We start from the raw sequence: 15601 nt of genomic DNA, 5'->3' as shown, positions 1-15601 counted from the left end.
GCCCGTGACACCCCGCCGGGAGAGAAAGACGGAGTGCCCTTTTGATATCTGTGTTGGCTGCGTTGGCAGTGTGCGCACTGTTCGCGCCCGCAGTCATCCACTGGATGGGTACCCGGGGTTTCTACGTACTCGCCCTGGCTCCCCTCGGCGGTCTCATCTGGGTCGTACTCAACTGGCCGCCCGCCGACGCTTCCGCAGCCCGTGTCGAGACGTTGACCTGGGTCCCGTCGCTGCAGATGGACATCGTCACCCGCTTCGACACCCTCACCGCCATCCTCTCGGTGCTGATCCTCGGCGTGGGGGCGCTCGTCCTGTGCTACTGCGCACACTACTTCGACGACGCCCGGCCCCGCGTGGCGCTGTTCGGCGGCGAGATGGTCGCCTTCGCCGGCGCGATGTTCGGTCTCGTCATCTCCGACAACATGCTGGTGCTCTACGTGTTCTGGGAGCTCACCACCGTCCTGTCGTTCATGCTCGTCGGCTTCTACGGGGTGCGTGCGACCGCGCGTCGATCCGCAACCCAGGCACTGCTGGTGACCACCTTCGGCGGTCTCGCGATGCTCGTCGGGATCATCATGCTCGGCGAACGGTCGGGCACCTATCTGCTCTCGGAGATCATCTCGTCGCCGCCGACAGGCGTCTACGTCGACGTGGCGGTGGTGCTGCTGCTCATCGGCGCGCTCACCAAGTCGGCGATCGTCCCGTTTCACTTCTGGCTGCCCGGCGCCATGGCCGCGCCCACCCCGGTCAGCGCCTACCTGCACGCCGCGGCGATGGTCAAGGCCGGCATCTACCTCATCGCGCGCCTGGCGCCCGCGTTCTCCGACGCCCTCAGCTGGCAGGTCGCCGTCGTCGGCCTGGGCATGCTGACCATGGTGCTCGGCGGCTGGCGGTCGCTGCGCGAGCTCGACCTCAAGCTCATCCTCGCCTTCGGCACCGTCTCCCAGCTGGGCTTCATGGCGGTTCTGGTCGGTGTCGGCGATGCGAACGTCGCCATGGCCGGCATCGCGATGCTCGTCGCGCATGCGCTGTTCAAGGCCTCGCTGTTCATGGTGGTCGGCATCATCGACCACGCGACCGGTACCCGCGACATCCGCAAGCTCGCCCGCCTCGGGCACCGTCTCCCGGGGCTGGCGATCACCGCCGCCGTCGCCGGCGCGAGCATGGCGGGTATCCCGCTCACGCTCGGTTTCGTGGGCAAGGAGACGGCCTTCGCCTCGGTGTGGGAGACAGGTGCCTATGTCTCCTGGCAGGCGCACACGATCGACATCGTGCTGCTGGTCGGCTCGATCATCACCTGCGCGTACACCCTCCGATTCCTGTGGGGCGCCTTCGGCCGCAAGGTGCGCAACACCCCGAGTCCGGCCGTCGCGAAGATGCACGTCCCGTCGTGGGCGTTCTACCTGTCACCGGTGGTCCTCGCGGCCGCCGGTGTGGCCGCGGGCGTGTTCAGCCCGCAGCTCGGTGACCTCTTCGAGCCCTACGCCGAGACGCTCGACGACTACGGACACGAACTCGAGCACCTCGCGCTGTGGCACGGGTTCGGTCTGCCGGTGGTGTTCTCGATCATCGTGGTCATCGGCGGTGCCCTCCTGTTCTTCGGCCTACGGCGCATCCGCGACCGCATCTTCGGGTTCCGGCCCCTCGTCAACGCCGACCGCATCTACGACGCGACCCTGCGCGGGGCGGACACCATCTCGCTGCTGCTGACCCGCAACACCCAGCGCGGATCGCTGCCGGTCACGCAGGGTGTCATCCTCTGCACCGCCATCCTCCTGCCGACGATCGTGCTGTTCGCGGGCGCACGGGACCGGCTGCACATCGACTACACCGCGACGGCCGTGCAACTGGTCATCGGCGGGTGCATCGTGGCGGCGTCGCTGGCCGCGGTGCTGCTGCGCAACCGCCTGGCCGCGACCCTCGTCGTCGGCATCACCGGCTACGGCTGCGCCATGCTGTTCGCGCTCTACGGCGCCCCCGACCTCGCGCTCACCCAGTTCCTGGTCGAGACGCTGACCCTGGTGATCTTCGTGCTCGTGCTGCGCAAGCTCCCGGCGGAACCAGAAAAGCGTCATGCCACCGGGTTCAAACCGCTCCGGGCACTCATCGGTATCGCGTTCGGCGCGATGCTCGTCCTCATCGGACTGTTCGCGGCATCGGCCCGCTCGACCGAACCGCTCCACGTCGACCTGCCCGAGGCCGCCTACGAGTTCGGCCACGGCGCGAACGCGGTCAACGTGCTGCTGGTCGATGTCCGCGCCTGGGACACGCTCGGCGAGGTGTCCGTGCTCATCGCCGCGGCCACCGGTGTCGCGTCGATGGTCTTCCGCAACCGCCGATTCGGTGCAGCGCCGCGCGTCGCAGACGCGGCGCGGCTGCAGTCCGGGGACGGCGACGACGATGACGATCACGTCCCACCGGACCGGACCACGTGGCTCCTCGGCTCCGGTCTGCGCGATCCCCGACACCGGTCGATGGTCCTGGAGGCGACGACCCGACTCCTGTTCCCGACGATGGTCGTGTTGTCGATCTACTTCTTCTACGCCGGCCACAATGCGCCGGGTGGCGGTTTCGCCGGCGGCCTGACGATGGGGCTGGCCCTCGTGCTCCGCTACCTCGCGGGCGGACGCTACGAGCTCGGCGAAGCCCTCCCGATCGAGCCCGGCCGGATCCTCGGCGCAGGCCTGGCCGTCTCGACGACGACGGCGATCGTGTCGATGTTCCTGGGCGCGCCGGCCCTGTCGTCGGCGGTCTTCGAGATCACCGTCCCGGTCCTCGGTGACATCAAGTTCGTCACCGCGCTGTTCTTCGACCTCGGCATCTATCTCATCGTGGTCGGTCTCGTCCTCGACGTGCTGCGCAGTCTCGGCGCGCGCCTCGACGTGGAGACGACGATCGCGCGCGACACGGCCCGGATCGAGGCGTCGCGCGGCGATGCCGAGGGTGCGACCGGCGAGCAGGTGGCCCGATGAACACCAATCTCTCGCTGATGCTGGTCGTCGGTGTGATGGCCGCATGCGGTGTGTACCTGCTCATGGAACGCAGCCTGGTCCGGATGCTGTTCGGGCTGCTCCTGGTGGGCAACGCCCTCAACCTGATGATCATCGTCGTGTCCGGCGGCATGGGTAACCCGCCGATCATGGGCCGTTCGTCGGAGAACCGGGCGGCCGACGCCGATCCGCTCGCCCAGGGCATGGTCCTCACCGCGATCGTGATCATGATGGGTGTCGCGGCCTTCGTGCTGTCCCTGGTGTACCGCCTGTTCGTGATCAACCGGGACGACGACGACGTCGAGGACGACGTGGAGGACGTCAAGATCCTCAGCGGATCGTTGGGCACCGCACCCGACCGCGACCGAAGCGACGACCCGGTCACCTTCTCCGACACCCCGACCGGTGACTACTTCGACGACGAGGGCAACCCGCTGACCCCGGAACAGGCCGCCGCCCGGCACGCCGCGCTGCACGAGACCGACCTCATGCCGACCGACTCCGACGTCGTCGACGAGATCGGCGCCCAGGACGAGGAACCCGACACCGACACCCCCGCACAGAGCGACTCCCGGGAAGCCGGACCCGAGGTACACGGCCCCGGCGAGCTCGGTCCGGAGGAAGTTGGCCCCAAGCGCGACGACACACCGCCGGAGAGCACCGGCGCCGGAGCGAACACGGTCGGCGCGAACGACTCCGAGATGCCGGACCGGGACATGCCAGACGCACACGAGGACGACCGGAACGGGGGTGACCGATGATTCCCGACGAGTCCTGGATTCCGGTGCTGATCACCCTGCCGACGCTCGTCCCCCTCGGCGCCGCCGCCCTGTCGCTGCTACTCGGCCGCAGTCCGCGCTTCCAGCGCACCGTCTCGATCGCCGCGATCTCCGTCGCGTTCATCGCATCGTGCCTGCTGCTGTTCCTGACCGAACGCCACGGGACCTTCGCCGTCGCCATCGGCGGATGGGGCGACAAGGGATACGCCAACGGCCCGCTCGGCATCACGCTCGTCGTCGACCAGCTGGCCGCGCTGATGCTGGTGGTCTCGACGATCGTGCTGCTGTGCGTCGTCGTGTACGCGATCGGCCAGGGTATCCGGGACGGCACCGCGCAGCAGCCGACGTCGATCTTCTTGCCGACCTATCTGATCCTGACCGCGGGTGTGTGCAATGCCTTCCTCGCCGGCGACCTGTTCAACCTGTATGTCTCCTTCGAGATCCTGCTGACCGCGAGCTATGTGCTGCTGACCCTGGGGGCGAGCGCCGAACGCGTGCGCGCCGGCGCGTCGTATGTGATGGTCTCGATGGTGTCGTCGCTGATCTTCCTGGCAGGCATCGCCTTCGCCTATGCGACGACCGGCACCCTCAACCTCGCCGAGATGGCCGTTCGCCTCGACGACGTCCCCGACGGCACGCGCAACGCGCTGTTCGCGGTGCTGCTCGTGGCCTTCGGCATCAAGGCGGCCGTGTTCCCGCTGTCGACGTGGCTGCCCGACTCCTACCCCACCGCACCGGCACCGGTCACCGCGGTGTTCGCCGGCCTGCTCACCAAGGTGGGTGTGTATGCGATCGTCCGGGCTCATTCGCTGCTGTTCCCGGGCGGGTCGCTGGACACGATCATGCTGGTCGCGGGTCTGCTGACCATGCTCGTGGGCATCTTCGGCGCGATCGCCCAGTCCGACATCAAACGTCTGCTGTCGTTCACGCTCGTCAGCCACATCGGATACATGATCTTCGGCATCGCGCTGTCCTCCGACCTCGGGATGTCGGCGGCGATCTACTACGTCGCGCACCACATCCTGGTGCAGACGACGCTGTTCCTGGTGGTCGGGCTGATCGAGCGACAGGCCGGATCGGCATCGCTCCGCCGTCTGGGCGGGCTGATCGCCAGTCCCCTGCTGGCCGTCCTGTTCCTGGTGCCCGCGCTGAATCTCGGCGGAATCCCGCCGTTCTCCGGCTTCATCGGCAAGGTCGCGCTGCTCGAGGCCGGCACCCAGGACGGCTCGGTGCTGGCCTGGATTCTGGTCGCCGGATCGGTGATCACCAGCCTGCTCACCCTCTACGTCATGGCCCGCATCTGGACCAAGGGCTTCTGGCGCCCGCGCGCCGACGCACCCGAGGGCGACCTGGCCGACAAGGGCCCCTCGGCGCTCATCGACGAGAGCTCCGATGACGCGGCGTTCTCCGACCGCGAGGACGTCGGCCGGATGCCGGTGATGATGGTCCTGCCGACGATGGCGATGGTCGCCGCAGGTCTGGTGCTCACACTGTGGGCCGGTCCGATCTTCGACTTCACCGACAGCGCCGCCACCGACGTCGTCGACCGCGCGGTGTACGTCGACGCGGTGCTCGGTGCGGGGGGTGTCCGATGAGCACACCCAGCACACCCGATCGCTCTGAGCGAAACACCGTCGGGCCGCGGAAGCGTCGCGCACCCGTGGTGTCGACCAAGGGACCTGTGCTGTCGCTCGTCATCAACGTGTGGCGGGTCTCGCTGCTGTTCATCTTCTGGAACCTCATCGGCGCGCTCGTGTGGTTGCGGATGCACATCCGGTTGCCCAAATGGCTCGGCAGCGACGGCCGCGAGGTCGCGGTCCGCTTGTGGACCATCGCCTGGCTCACCTTCGTCTGGGTCCTGTTGTGGGGCACCATCTCCTGGGCCAACGTGCTCGGCGGCGTCCTGTTGGCGACTCTTGTGTTGACCGTCCTGCCGCTGCCCAGGGTTCCGGTCGAGGGGCGTATCCACCCGCTGTCCGTCCTGCAGCTGCTCGGCCGGTTGATCGTGGACTTCTTCAAGTCGAGCGTCCAGATCGGCTGGATGGCCATCCGTCCCGGGCGGCCACCGCTCGGCGCGGTCGTACGGGTGCGCGTCGCGATCAAGTCGGACATGGTGCTGACGCTCGCCGTCGACTACCTCAACCTCGTGCCGGGCACGATGGTCCTGGAGATCGACCATCGCCGGCGGATGCTCTACGTGCACGTCTTCGACGTCCGCTCGGAGAAGAAGGTGCGGGCCTTCTACGATCAGGTCGCCTACGTCGAGCGCATGTTCATCCAGGCCTTCGAGCGCGACAGCGAATGGCATCCGAGTCCGTTCCACGGCATCGACGAGGAGTACCACCACGTCCGCGAGGTGGACCGGTCGGTGGACACCGAACCGGATCGGCGATCCACGGGCAGCGAGCCGGAACGGGGGACCTCATGAATTTCGTGTGGACGATCGCCACCGCGATGCTGCTGATCGCCGCCGTCCTGACGATGGTCGGCATACTCCGCGGACCGACGACGCTCGACCGGCTCGTCGCTCTGGATGTCCTGATCGCCCTGTGCATGTGCGGTCTGGGTATGTGGGCTGCCTACAGCCGTGATTCGACGGTCGTCCCGGCGATCGTCGCCCTGTCACTGCTGAGCTTCGTGGGGTCGGTGTCGATCGCGCGTTTCCGAGTCCGGGACGACCAGACATGATCATCGACATCATCAGCGCGACGCTGCTCCTCATCGGCTGCCTGATGGCGGTCACCGCCGCCATCGGTCTCGTCCGGTTCCCCGACACGTTGAGCCGCATGCACGCTGCGACGAAACCGCAGACCTTCGGACTGCTGCTGATCCTCATCGGCGCGATGCTGCGTCTCGGCGACAACGTCGACAGCGGCATGCTGGTCCTCGCCGGGCTCTTCGCACTCATCACCGCACCGGTGGTGGCCCATCGCATCGGTCGTCTCGCCTATCAGGAGCAGCGTGCCCGAGACGGTCTCATGGACCGGCGGGACATGGAGTCACCCGACCGCGATTGAGGCCGATGTCTGCACGGGAGCGCGGGCTCCGCTCGCACCTCGGGTAGCCGGGGCACCCGCGCAACGCACGCGTCTAGGCTGAGATGGCGATTCTCACCCGGGGTCGCGTCCGACAGCTTCGAGGAGACAGCGTGGTCATCGCAGGTCTGATTCTCGCCGCGATCGCGGCCCTGGTCCACGTCTTCATCTTCTATCTCGAATCGATCGCGTGGACCAGCGAGCGCGCTCGCGCGACGTTCGGCACGGGAACGGTGGAGCAGGCGTCGGCACAGAAAGAGCTGGCGTTCAACCAGGGCTTCTACAACCTGTTCCTGGCGATCGCGGTCGGCGTCGGCATCGGTCTGTACGCGGCCGGACAGGAGACGGTCGGTGTGACACTGGTGTTCACCGGCACTGCCTCGATGACCGCCGCAGCGCTCGTACTGTTGCTCACCAGCCGGGACAAGTCGGCGGCAGCCCTCAAGCAGGGTGTGATTCCCGCACTGGCGATCCTCGCCCTCGGTCTCGGAGTGGGCCTCTGATCCTCACGGACCGTCGAGTTCGGCGACCACCGAGGCGACGACGTCACGCATCGACTGCGTCCGCCGGTGTACGGCGCGCTGGCGCTGGTAGCTGGCACCCCGCTCGATGATCCGCTCGACGCCGGCGAGTTCGTCGACGCAGTCGAGTTCGCGCGCAATGGGTTCGAGGCGTTCCAGCAGAACCCGCAGATCGTCGGTGACGAGCTTCTCGCGGCAGTCGGCGTCGAGGATGACGATGGCGTCGAGCCCGTATCTCGCGGCGCGCCACTTGTTCTCCTGCACGAGCCAGGGAGCCATGGTCGGCAACGTCTCCCCCGCGGTGAACCGCCGGTCGAGGTCGACGACGAGACAGTGGATGAGCGCGACGACGGCGGAGAGCTCACCGAGGTTCGTCATGCCGTCGCACACCCGGACCTCGATGGTGCCCAGGTGTGGGGAAGGTCGGATGTCCCAACGGATCTCGTTCAGGTGGTCGATGATCCCGGTTGTCATCTGGTCGGTGACGAACGCCTCGAACTGCGACCACGTCTCGAACTGGAACGGCAGTCCGGCAGTGGGGAGTTGTTGGAACATCATGGCGCGGTTGCTGGCGTAACCGGTGTCCTGTCCCGCCCACATGGGCGACGACGACGAGAGCGCGAGCAGATGCGGATAATAGTTCAGCAGTGCGTCGAGAACGGGTAACACCTTGTCGCGGTGACTGATACCCACGTGGACGTGGACGCCCCAGATCAGCATCTGCCGTCCCCACCACTGGGTGCGCTCGATGAGTTCGGCGTAGCGATGGCCCTCGGTCAGCAGCTGGGTCGAGTACTCGGCGAACGGATGGGTGCCTGCGCCGTACAGATCGACCCCGAGCTCCTCGGTGAGTACACGCACGACGCCGAGCGTGTCGGTGAGGTCCGCGATCGCCTCACCGGTGGTGCGGCAGATACCCGTCACCAGTTCGACGGTGTTGCGCAGCAGTTCCTTGTGGATCTTCCCGGCGCGTTCGGGATGCTTCTCACCGACGGCGGCGAAGAGCGCCGCCGCCGAGTTCGACAGGTCGCCGGTCACCTTGTCGGTGAGGGCGAATTCCCACTCGACCCCGAGGGTGGGGGTCGGCGACCCGTCGAACTCGATGGGTGTCATGTGTGCCGTGATCGCCGGTCAAACCCGTCCCTAGCTCTGCTCTTCGATGACGCCACACGCGATGCGGGGGCCGGCGTCACCGGTCTTCAGAGTGTCGGGATTGGGTCCGCCCGGGTACTTGTCGGCCGGGATGTTGCCGAAGTTGTCCGGCTTCTCGTGGATCATGATCGACTTGCCGATCAGCTGCTGGAGCGTCACCGCGTCGGTCGTCGTGACGGTCCGTCCGGTGTGGTCTTCGAGGATGTTGATCGAGACGAGGTCACCGCTGGAGGGGTGGCTCGTGTTGCCGTCGACCTGCAGGTGACCGCCCGCGGAGGTGAACGCCTGCGATCCGCCCGAGCCGGCGTCGCAGCTGCCGTTCTCGTGGATGTGCATGCCGTGGAATCCGGCCGGCAGATCACCGGCGTTGACCTGGACGCTGATGGTGACCGGCTTCTCGCTCTCGGTGGCCGCGGAGATCGTGGCCTCGCCGACGACCTTGCCGGAGGTGTCCTTGATCTCGGCGACGGCGATCTGGCCGTTGGGCTCGCCGTCGACGTCGTCCTCGGCACCCGGGGGCAGCGGCTGGTCGGTGACCACCGACGGTGTCGTGCCCGGCACATCCGTGGGTTCCTGGTCGGGACTGCACCCGGCCAGTGCCACGCCGATCAGGCCCGCGGAAACCAACGCGGCGAGGGCGCGCGGGGCGGCGAGTTTGGAACGTCCGGACATGTCACTCCTTGTTTCACTGACGATCGTTTACAGACAGTCGTTTGCACTCTACGAGCGGTCAGGCACCGCTGACCGCGGTCACCATGATGACCGGTATGCCGCCGCGGCAGCGGGTGAAGGTGGTGGGGCGTTCCTCGACCGCGACCTCCCCGCCGAGTGCCTTCGCGACCTCGTCGGCCTGCGCCTTGTCGGCATCGTCGTCGTGGAAGACCGTGTTCTCGCTGAACCCGCCCGCGGTGTAGTTGCCCGGCTGGGCCATCTGATAGCCCTTGCCCTCGAGGAGTTCGGTCACATCGGAGGCGAGTCCCGCGACCTGGCCGGCGTTGATCACGCACAGCCGCTTGTCGGTGGACACCGCGGTGGTCGAGGGAGCCGCCGAGGTGGTGGGTGTCGACGTCGACGTGGACGCGGCCTCTCCCGGCGAATCGTTGCCCGCGGTCGCCGCGGAATGCCAGCCGAGACCGATGAAGACGACGGCGACTGCGAAGAGCATCATCGCCCCCGCGCGCAGCGGCAGGCGATTGGGCTCACGGTCTGCATTCATCACCGACGACCTTAACGCACATCGCGAAGGCGACCGGGCTCAGCGTGTCAGGTGATCTCGAAGCCGAGACGGCGCGCGGCGCGGGCCTTCTGGCGTGATGCACGAAGGCGCCGAAGCCGCTTGACGAGCATCGGATCCGCGGCGAGCGCCTCCGGGCGGTCGACGAGCGCGTTGAGCACCTGGTAGTACCGCGTCGCCGACAGTCCGAACAGTTCCTTGATCGCCTCTTCTTTGGCGCCGGCGTACTTCCACCACTGACGCTCGAAGGCGAGGATGTCGTGCTCGCGCCGGGTCAGACCGTCGGAACCGACTTCATGCGGATCGAGAAGTCGCCCAGCGCCGTCTGCCCCTGATTCCGCGTTCTTGTCGGGGGTGGGTTGATCGCCCTGCTTCTGGCTACGCGCAGCTGCGCCGTCCATCTCACTCCCTCACCGATACCGGTCGACGATCCTCACACCGCCTCTGACGTGCATCGATGCGAGCTCGATACGGCCAGACCGCCTCCGCGGCGGAGGCAAATGACAGCGGTGTGGTTCGCAGACAATCTAACCACGGCCCGACGATCGGTTCGCGCTGTGACTCGCCACGTCTGCGACTATCCGCGGCACGGGTGGCGGAGCCCACTGTTAGGCTGCCCTCACTACATACGCGATCGGGGGACATCATGATCTCAGGCACGTCACGGAGCAGCGGGCCTCGCCGGGCACTCCGCCGGACGGCGGGCGCTGCGCTGGCGACCGCGGTCCTCTCGATCGCCGGCCTCGGCGTGACGGGTTCGGCGGTCGCCGCACCGCCGGATGTGTCGCCCGGTGACCGCGTGGTCGTGATCGTCCCGGGCCAGCAGCTGTATGCCGACGCGCAGCAGAACGAAGAGACCTTCCGTCCCCTCGCCGACGCCGTGCGCTCCGCGGGGTACACGGTGGTGTTCGCACATGCCGCGGGTCGCGAGGTCGACGCCGACGCACGGCTCATCGAGAAGACGATCGCCCCGCTCGCGGGCACCGCGCGGTCGGTTGGCATCGTCGCGCACAGCGCGGGCGGGTTGGGCACGCGTCACTATCTGAAATTCCTCGGCGGCTCCGAGGTCGTCGACGAGTACATCGCGATCGGCACAGCACAGTACGGTTCCCCCGGCGGCTGTTCGCAGCCGCGCGACGGCGGTTACGACACGTGCATGTACGCCGACGCGATCACCGAGCTGAACCGCGGCGACGACGCCCCCGGACCCACCCGGTACTCGGTCGTGCAGAGCGACGGCGAATGGACCGACGGACGTCTCGACGGGACGGCCCAGTGCCGCGCGTACTCGCCCGTCCCGCTCGCGAACACCGGCTTCGACCACACGATCGAGATGCGCGACGCGACCGTCATCGCCAACGTCGTGACCTCGTTGCGGGGCTCCTGCGCGGGCCACGTCGTCACCGAGCCGGTCGACTCGTTCGACTGGCAGTCGACCCTGTTCCCGGGCATCCCCGGGCCGGCGGGCGAGGCCATCCGCGACGCCGTACCCGGCGTCGTTCCTGCCCCCTGAGCAGCGCTAAGGTGAGCGCCATGGCGATTCTCCCGATCTGCATCGTGGGCGAGCCGGTACTCCACCAGCCGACCACGCCGATCCCTCTGGACGCGGACGGCCGTCCGTCGGACGAGGTCATCACCCTTCTCGACGACATGTACGAGACGATGGACGCCGCCCACGGCGTGGGCCTCGCGGCCAATCAGGTCGGCGTGGGCTCGCGCATGTTCGTCTACGACTGCCCCGACGGCGATCGCTCGGCAACCCGTCGTCGCGGCGAGGTCATCAACCCCGTGCTCGAGACCTCCGAGATCCCGGAGACGATGCCGGACCCCGACGACAACGACGAGGGCTGCCTGTCGGTCCCCGGCGAGCAGTTCCCCACCGGCCGGGCCGATTGGGCGCGCGTCACCGGCGTGGACCGGACCGGCGCCGCCGTCGACATCGAGGGCACCGGGTTCTTCGCCCGCATGCTGCAACACGAGGTCGGCCACCTCGACGGCTTCCTCTACGTCGACGTACTCGTCGGCCGCAATGCGAGGGCCGCGAAGAAGGCCATCAAGCGCAACCAGTGGGGTGTGCCCGGCCTGACCTGGGTGCCGGGTGAGGTCGAGGACCCGTTCGGTCACGACGACTGATCGTGACGTGAAGGTCTTCCGGTCCGGTGCGGTCGTCGGCGATCGCGTCGTCGTGCGTTACCTGCTCGGCGAGTCGACCCCGGCGGACTGGCGCGGAGATCCCGGAGCCGCTCAGTCCGATGTGACCGGCATCCTGATCGACGACGCCGACCCCCTGCGGTTGCGGCGCGACGGTGAGGAACTCGCCATCCCGTCGGCGGCCATCACCTCGGTCCGCCTCCTGTCGGCGAAGCCGGTGCGCAACAGTGAGATCCGCACCCTCGAACAGGTCGCGGCGCGCTCCTGGCCCGGAGTGGACACCGATCGGATCGACGGCTGGTTCGTGCGTTCCGGGTACGGATTCAGTCGGCGCGCCAACTCGGCCGTCCCTCTCGATCGGCACGCCCACCCGGACGCCTCGACGCTGCGACGGATCGCGCGCTGGTATGCCGAGCGAGACCTGCCCCCACTGCTGTCCTTGCCGGAGCGACTCATCCGCCCGGCGGCCATCGGCGGTGCCGAGGGCGTCGAGGTGCAGATGCTGACCTGCCCGATGCCGCGACTCATCGAGTCCCTCGGCGGGCACCGCCGCGCCGCGGTACGACTCGGGAACACCCCCGACCCATCCTGGCTGACGTCCTACGCGGGCACCCGCCCCACGGATGATCGACACCCCGACGCCGTCCGTGAGGTCGTCGAGGCAGGTGAGGGTCTCCTGGCCTTCGCCTCCTCCGAGGACGCCGGCGCGATCGGGCGCGGCGCGATCACCGAATCCCAGGACGGGACACTGTGGTTGGGCCTGTCGGCGATGTGGACCGATCCCGCACGACGCCGCACCGGCCTGTCCTCCGCGGTCGCGGCCGAGCTCGTGGCCTGGGGTGCCCGGCACGGCGCCGACGCGGCCTACCTGCAGGTCGAGTCGACCAACCGGGTCGCGGGATCGTGGTATCGCCGTATGGGTTTCGGCCTGCACCACACCTACCGTTACCTCACCCCCGACGTGCCGCCAGACGCCGAGGCCGTCTGATGCGGATCGCCACCTGGAACGTCAACTCCGTCCGCGCCCGGTCGGAGGCCGTGGTCGCATGGGCCGAGACCGCCGAGGTCGACGTCCTGGCGCTCCAGGAGACCAAATGCCACGATGACGCGTTCCCGCTGATGAGCTTCCTCGCGGCCGGTTACGACGTCGCCCATGTCGGGCAGGGCGCCTACAACGGCGTCGCGATCGCCTCACGGGTGGGGCTCGACGAGGTGGAGGTCGCCTTCGACGGCGTACCCACCCACCCCGTCGACGGGCAGCCGATTCGCGAGGCGAGATCGATCTCCGCACGCTGCAACGGAATCCGCGTGTGGAGCCTGTACGTACCCAACGGTCGCACGCCCGGCGATCCCCACTACGCCTACAAGCTCGCGTGGCTCGACGCCCTGCGCGACCACATCGGGCTACGTCTGGCGCACGACCCGGCGGCCGAGATGATGCTCGCGGGCGACTGGAACGTGGCGCAGACCGACGACGACGTGTGGGATCGTTCGTACTTCGAGGGACGGACCCACGTCACCCCGCCCGAACGCGCGGCGGTCCAGGGTTTCCTGGACGGCGGTCTCGTCGACTCCGCATTGCCGTACGCGCCCGGCTACACCTTCTGGGACTACACCCAGCTACGGTTCCCGCGCAATGAGGGAATGCGCATCGACTACGCGTTCTGCTCCCCCGCGCTCGACACCCGCATCGTCGGCGCGCGGATCGACCGCGGTGCCCGAAAAGCCAAAGGCGCCAGCGATCACGCGCCGGTCGTGTTCGACATCCTCGACTGACCCACGCCGATCCGTTCCCGCTCACCGGGTCCGTTCCCGCTCACCCGAATCCGGTGAGCGGGGACGGAATCAGTGAGCGGACGTTCAGACTTCTCGGCCTGCGGGACCGCAACCGCCTGATCGCCTGATCGCACAGAAGTCGGCAATAGGTTGTGCACAACTCAATTGCGTGCTACTTTTCAGATGTGAACGAGTTGGCGCTGGACCAGCAGCTGTGCTTCGCCCTGTACAAGGCGTCGCGCGCGACCACCGCTGTCTACCGCCCGCTGCTCACCGAGCTGGGGATCACCTACCCGCAGTATCTGGTGATGCTGGCGCTCTGGGATCGCGACGGGTTGCACGTGAGCGAGCTGAGCGACCTGCTCGAATTGGACAGCGGCACACTCTCTCCGCTGCTCAAGCGCCTCGAGGGTCAGGGCCTGATCGACCGCCGCCGTTCACGCGGTGACGAACGCCGGGTCGCCGTCCACCTCACCCCGGCCGGCGAGGCCCTGCGCGCACGCGCGCGTTCGGTCCCCAGACGTCTCGTCTCGTGCACCGACATGTCCCCGGAGGCGATGAACGAACTGCGTTCGACCCTCGACGATCTGACCGCTCAACTCAACCAGTGGACCTGAACCACATCACCCACAAGGAGAACACCATGAAGGCGATCTACACCGCAGAGGCAATCGCGACCGGCGACGGGCGCAACGGTCACGGCCGCAGCAGCGACGGACAGCTCGACGTCACCCTCGCCTCGCCGCCGGCACTCGGCGGCACCGGCGAGGGAACCAACCCCGAACAACTCTTCGCGGTCGGGTATGCGGCGTGCTTCCACTCCGCCCTGCGCCTGGTGTCCAAGCAGGCCGGCGCGAATGTCGAGGATTCCTCGGTGGGTGCGCAGGTGAGCATCGGTTCCCTCGACGGTGGGGCGTTCGGCCTGGCCGTGACCCTCGAGGTGACCCTGCCGCATCTCCCCCATGAGCAGGCTCAGGAACTCGCGGACAAGGCGCATCAGGTGTGCCCGTACTCCAACGCCACCCGCGGGAACATCGACGTGACCATCACGGTCAGCGACGACTGACCTTCTAGCGCAGAGCCTCTCGCGGCCCGGTCCGACACTCCCGTCGGCGCCGGGCCGCTCAGGCGAAGGACTTGCCCACGATCCAGTAGGCCTGGGACTTCACGGACTTCTTGGGCAATCGGTAGTCGCCCTTGAACAGTCCGGCGACCGCACGAGTACTCGTCGAATCCAGTGCGACCCAGCCGAAGTGGTCCTGAGCGTCGAAGACACCGGCGCGGACGGCGTCGACCAGGGCGGCACCGCTGCGCTCACGCGGGATCCAGTGGACGGTGTCCTGTTCCCGGGCATGTAGCGGCAGCGACTTGTCGCTCTCGTGCTGGTATTCGAACCAGACGGTCGCCGCGGGCGAGGCCGGACCCAGTGCGTCGAGCAGTGAGTTGATGGCGGGGAGCGACGCCGTGTCCCCGGCGATGAGCCAACCGGCCGGCGCCGGGTCGGGCACCGCGAACTTGGAGCCCATCAGGGTTGCGCCGATGGTGTCCCCCGCCTGCGCCTGCTGGGCCCACCGGGCCGCGGTCCCGTCGTGGATGGCGAACTCGATGTCGAACGAGTCCGATGCCGGGTCGGGGTTGACGAGCGTATATCCGCGCTGATGCATCTTGCCGCCGTCGGCGAACCAGAGCCGCACCCACATCGTCGGGTGCGGTGTGCGATCGGTGAGCAGTCCACCGCCGGTGAACCGAAGCCGCAGATAGTGATCCGTCACGGGCTCGGTTCCGGTCACCGTGAACGTGTAGTCGTCGGCGCCCATCAGCTTCATGACCGCGCCCTGCCAGCCGCGGCCCTTCGTCGACACGTCACTCATGTGCATTCCTCTCCCTACAGTGCCTCCCCGGCCCGGTGACCGGGCCGGAGAGACGCTGTCATTCTCGTGGCCATCGGCAGGACACGACGCAC

The 15601-nt window shown here is 67.9% G+C and carries 18 protein-coding genes; 13 read left to right on the top strand and 5 right to left on the bottom strand.

Features of this window, described 5'->3' with window-relative positions; genetic code table 11:
* Nucleotides 1–41 precede the first annotated feature (41 nt).
* The 7 genes from ACSUZC_RS03205 (at nucleotide 42) to ACSUZC_RS03175 (ending at nucleotide 7307) form a co-directional block, all read left to right on the top strand.
* Nucleotides 42–2972: a Na+/H+ antiporter subunit A gene (locus ACSUZC_RS03205; RefSeq protein ID WP_439031481.1), complete on the top strand. Its 2931-nt coding sequence runs from the start codon at nucleotides 42–44 to the stop codon at nucleotides 2970–2972.
* Entirely contained in the window at nucleotides 2969–3751 is a 783-nt protein-coding gene (locus ACSUZC_RS03200; protein ID WP_439031480.1) for a Na(+)/H(+) antiporter subunit C, read from the top strand. The genes ACSUZC_RS03205 and ACSUZC_RS03200 overlap by 4 nt, the downstream gene beginning before the upstream one ends.
* Nucleotides 3748–5364: a Na+/H+ antiporter subunit D gene (locus ACSUZC_RS03195; RefSeq protein ID WP_439031479.1), complete on the top strand. Its 1617-nt coding sequence runs from the start codon at nucleotides 3748–3750 to the stop codon at nucleotides 5362–5364. The genes ACSUZC_RS03200 and ACSUZC_RS03195 overlap by 4 nt, the downstream gene beginning before the upstream one ends.
* Nucleotides 5361–6197: a Na+/H+ antiporter subunit E gene (locus tag ACSUZC_RS03190; protein WP_439031478.1), complete on the top strand. Its 837-nt coding sequence runs from the start codon at nucleotides 5361–5363 to the stop codon at nucleotides 6195–6197. Before ACSUZC_RS03195 ends, ACSUZC_RS03190 begins: the two co-directional genes overlap by 4 nt.
* Entirely contained in the window at nucleotides 6194–6457 is a 264-nt protein-coding gene (locus tag ACSUZC_RS03185) for a monovalent cation/H+ antiporter complex subunit F (protein ID WP_439031477.1), read from the top strand. Before ACSUZC_RS03190 ends, ACSUZC_RS03185 begins: the two co-directional genes overlap by 4 nt.
* On the top strand, nucleotides 6454–6786 hold the full coding sequence (mnhG, locus tag ACSUZC_RS03180; protein WP_439031476.1) for a monovalent cation/H(+) antiporter subunit G: 333 nt from the start codon (nucleotides 6454–6456) through the stop codon (nucleotides 6784–6786). The genes ACSUZC_RS03185 and mnhG overlap by 4 nt, the downstream gene beginning before the upstream one ends.
* A 131-nt stretch (nucleotides 6787–6917) precedes the next feature.
* Complete coding sequence (locus tag ACSUZC_RS03175; RefSeq protein WP_439031475.1) at nucleotides 6918–7307, top strand: DUF1304 domain-containing protein; 390 nt, start codon at nucleotides 6918–6920, stop codon at nucleotides 7305–7307.
* 3 nt (nucleotides 7308–7310) lie between these two features.
* On the opposite strand, the gene ACSUZC_RS03170 is transcribed toward ACSUZC_RS03175, so the two are convergent.
* Genes ACSUZC_RS03170 through ACSUZC_RS03155 form a run of 4 tightly spaced genes read right to left on the bottom strand, consistent with a single transcriptional unit; the run spans nucleotide 7311 to nucleotide 10112 of the window.
* Nucleotides 7311–8438 (bottom strand): glutamate--cysteine ligase, encoded by a 1128-nt coding sequence (locus tag ACSUZC_RS03170; RefSeq protein WP_439031474.1) that lies wholly within the window; start codon nucleotides 8436–8438, stop codon nucleotides 7311–7313.
* 30 nt (nucleotides 8439–8468) lie between these two features.
* Nucleotides 8469–9149 (bottom strand): superoxide dismutase family protein, encoded by a 681-nt coding sequence (locus ACSUZC_RS03165; RefSeq protein WP_439031473.1) that lies wholly within the window; start codon nucleotides 9147–9149, stop codon nucleotides 8469–8471.
* Nucleotides 9150–9207: 58 nt separating this feature from the next.
* The gene (locus ACSUZC_RS03160; protein WP_439031472.1) at nucleotides 9208–9693 is read right to left on the bottom strand and encodes a LytR C-terminal domain-containing protein; all 486 of its coding nucleotides are present in this window, start codon (nucleotides 9691–9693) and stop codon (nucleotides 9208–9210) included.
* Between the two features lie 47 nt (nucleotides 9694–9740).
* Complete coding sequence (locus tag ACSUZC_RS03155; RefSeq protein WP_439031471.1) at nucleotides 9741–10112, bottom strand: DUF3263 domain-containing protein; 372 nt, start codon at nucleotides 10110–10112, stop codon at nucleotides 9741–9743.
* Between the two features lie 245 nt (nucleotides 10113–10357).
* On the opposite strand from ACSUZC_RS03155, the gene ACSUZC_RS03150 reads away from it, so the two are divergent.
* From ACSUZC_RS03150 to ACSUZC_RS03125, 6 genes are all read left to right on the top strand, one after another.
* Nucleotides 10358–11224, top strand: a complete 867-nt coding sequence (locus tag ACSUZC_RS03150; protein WP_439031470.1) for an esterase/lipase family protein — start codon at nucleotides 10358–10360, stop codon at nucleotides 11222–11224.
* Between the two features lie 20 nt (nucleotides 11225–11244).
* On the top strand, nucleotides 11245–11844 hold the full coding sequence (locus tag ACSUZC_RS03145; protein WP_439031469.1) for a peptide deformylase: 600 nt from the start codon (nucleotides 11245–11247) through the stop codon (nucleotides 11842–11844).
* Between the two features lie 7 nt (nucleotides 11845–11851).
* Complete coding sequence (locus ACSUZC_RS03140) at nucleotides 11852–12850, top strand: N-acetylglutamate synthase, CG3035 family (protein ID WP_439031468.1); 999 nt, start codon at nucleotides 11852–11854, stop codon at nucleotides 12848–12850.
* Nucleotides 12850–13638 carry an exodeoxyribonuclease III gene (locus ACSUZC_RS03135; protein ID WP_439031467.1) on the top strand — a complete coding sequence of 263 codons (789 nt, stop codon included), beginning with the start codon at nucleotides 12850–12852 and terminating at the stop codon, nucleotides 13636–13638. Before ACSUZC_RS03140 ends, ACSUZC_RS03135 begins: the two co-directional genes overlap by 1 nt.
* A 185-nt stretch (nucleotides 13639–13823) precedes the next feature.
* Nucleotides 13824–14255: a MarR family winged helix-turn-helix transcriptional regulator gene (locus tag ACSUZC_RS03130; RefSeq protein ID WP_439031466.1), complete on the top strand. Its 432-nt coding sequence runs from the start codon at nucleotides 13824–13826 to the stop codon at nucleotides 14253–14255.
* A 26-nt stretch (nucleotides 14256–14281) separates the two neighbouring features.
* A complete protein-coding gene (locus tag ACSUZC_RS03125) occupies nucleotides 14282–14704 on the top strand; it encodes an organic hydroperoxide resistance protein (RefSeq protein ID WP_439032980.1) in 423 nt (140 codons plus the stop codon).
* Between the two features lie 58 nt (nucleotides 14705–14762).
* Here the strand turns inward: ACSUZC_RS03125 and ACSUZC_RS03120 are convergent, their stop codons facing one another.
* A complete protein-coding gene (locus ACSUZC_RS03120; RefSeq protein WP_439031465.1) occupies nucleotides 14763–15509 on the bottom strand; it encodes a siderophore-interacting protein in 747 nt (248 codons plus the stop codon).
* Between the last annotated feature and the right edge of the window lie 92 nt (nucleotides 15510–15601).

It is taken from the genome of Gordonia terrae, from assembly GCF_051789125.1.
Taxonomy (GTDB): domain Bacteria; phylum Actinomycetota; class Actinomycetes; order Mycobacteriales; family Mycobacteriaceae; genus Gordonia; species Gordonia terrae_A.
The sequence above is the reverse complement of the archived record's forward strand: the minus strand, read 5'-3'. Positions and strand labels throughout refer to the sequence as shown.

Coding starts and splice junctions, on each gene's coding strand:
- ACSUZC_RS03200 (WP_439031480.1), top strand. CDS start 2,969: ATGAACACCAATCTCTCGCTGATGCTGGTCGTCGGTGTGATGGCCGCA.
- ACSUZC_RS03195 (WP_439031479.1), top strand. CDS start 3,748: ATGATTCCCGACGAGTCCTGGATTCCGGTGCTGATCACCCTGCCGACG.
- ACSUZC_RS03190 (WP_439031478.1), top strand. CDS start 5,361: ATGAGCACACCCAGCACACCCGATCGCTCTGAGCGAAACACCGTCGGG.
- ACSUZC_RS03185 (WP_439031477.1), top strand. CDS start 6,194: ATGAATTTCGTGTGGACGATCGCCACCGCGATGCTGCTGATCGCCGCC.
- mnhG (WP_439031476.1), top strand. CDS start 6,454: ATGATCATCGACATCATCAGCGCGACGCTGCTCCTCATCGGCTGCCTG.
- ACSUZC_RS03170 (WP_439031474.1), bottom strand. CDS start 8,438: ATGACACCCATCGAGTTCGACGGGTCGCCGACCCCCACCCTCGGGGTC.
- ACSUZC_RS03165 (WP_439031473.1), bottom strand. CDS start 9,149: ATGTCCGGACGTTCCAAACTCGCCGCCCCGCGCGCCCTCGCCGCGTTG.
- ACSUZC_RS03160 (WP_439031472.1), bottom strand. CDS start 9,693: ATGAATGCAGACCGTGAGCCCAATCGCCTGCCGCTGCGCGCGGGGGCG.
- ACSUZC_RS03155 (WP_439031471.1), bottom strand. CDS start 10,112: ATGGACGGCGCAGCTGCGCGTAGCCAGAAGCAGGGCGATCAACCCACC.
- ACSUZC_RS03150 (WP_439031470.1), top strand. CDS start 10,358: ATGATCTCAGGCACGTCACGGAGCAGCGGGCCTCGCCGGGCACTCCGC.
- ACSUZC_RS03145 (WP_439031469.1), top strand. CDS start 11,245: ATGGCGATTCTCCCGATCTGCATCGTGGGCGAGCCGGTACTCCACCAG.
- ACSUZC_RS03135 (WP_439031467.1), top strand. CDS start 12,850: ATGCGGATCGCCACCTGGAACGTCAACTCCGTCCGCGCCCGGTCGGAG.
- ACSUZC_RS03125 (WP_439032980.1), top strand. CDS start 14,282: ATGAAGGCGATCTACACCGCAGAGGCAATCGCGACCGGCGACGGGCGC.
- ACSUZC_RS03120 (WP_439031465.1), bottom strand. CDS start 15,509: ATGAGTGACGTGTCGACGAAGGGCCGCGGCTGGCAGGGCGCGGTCATG.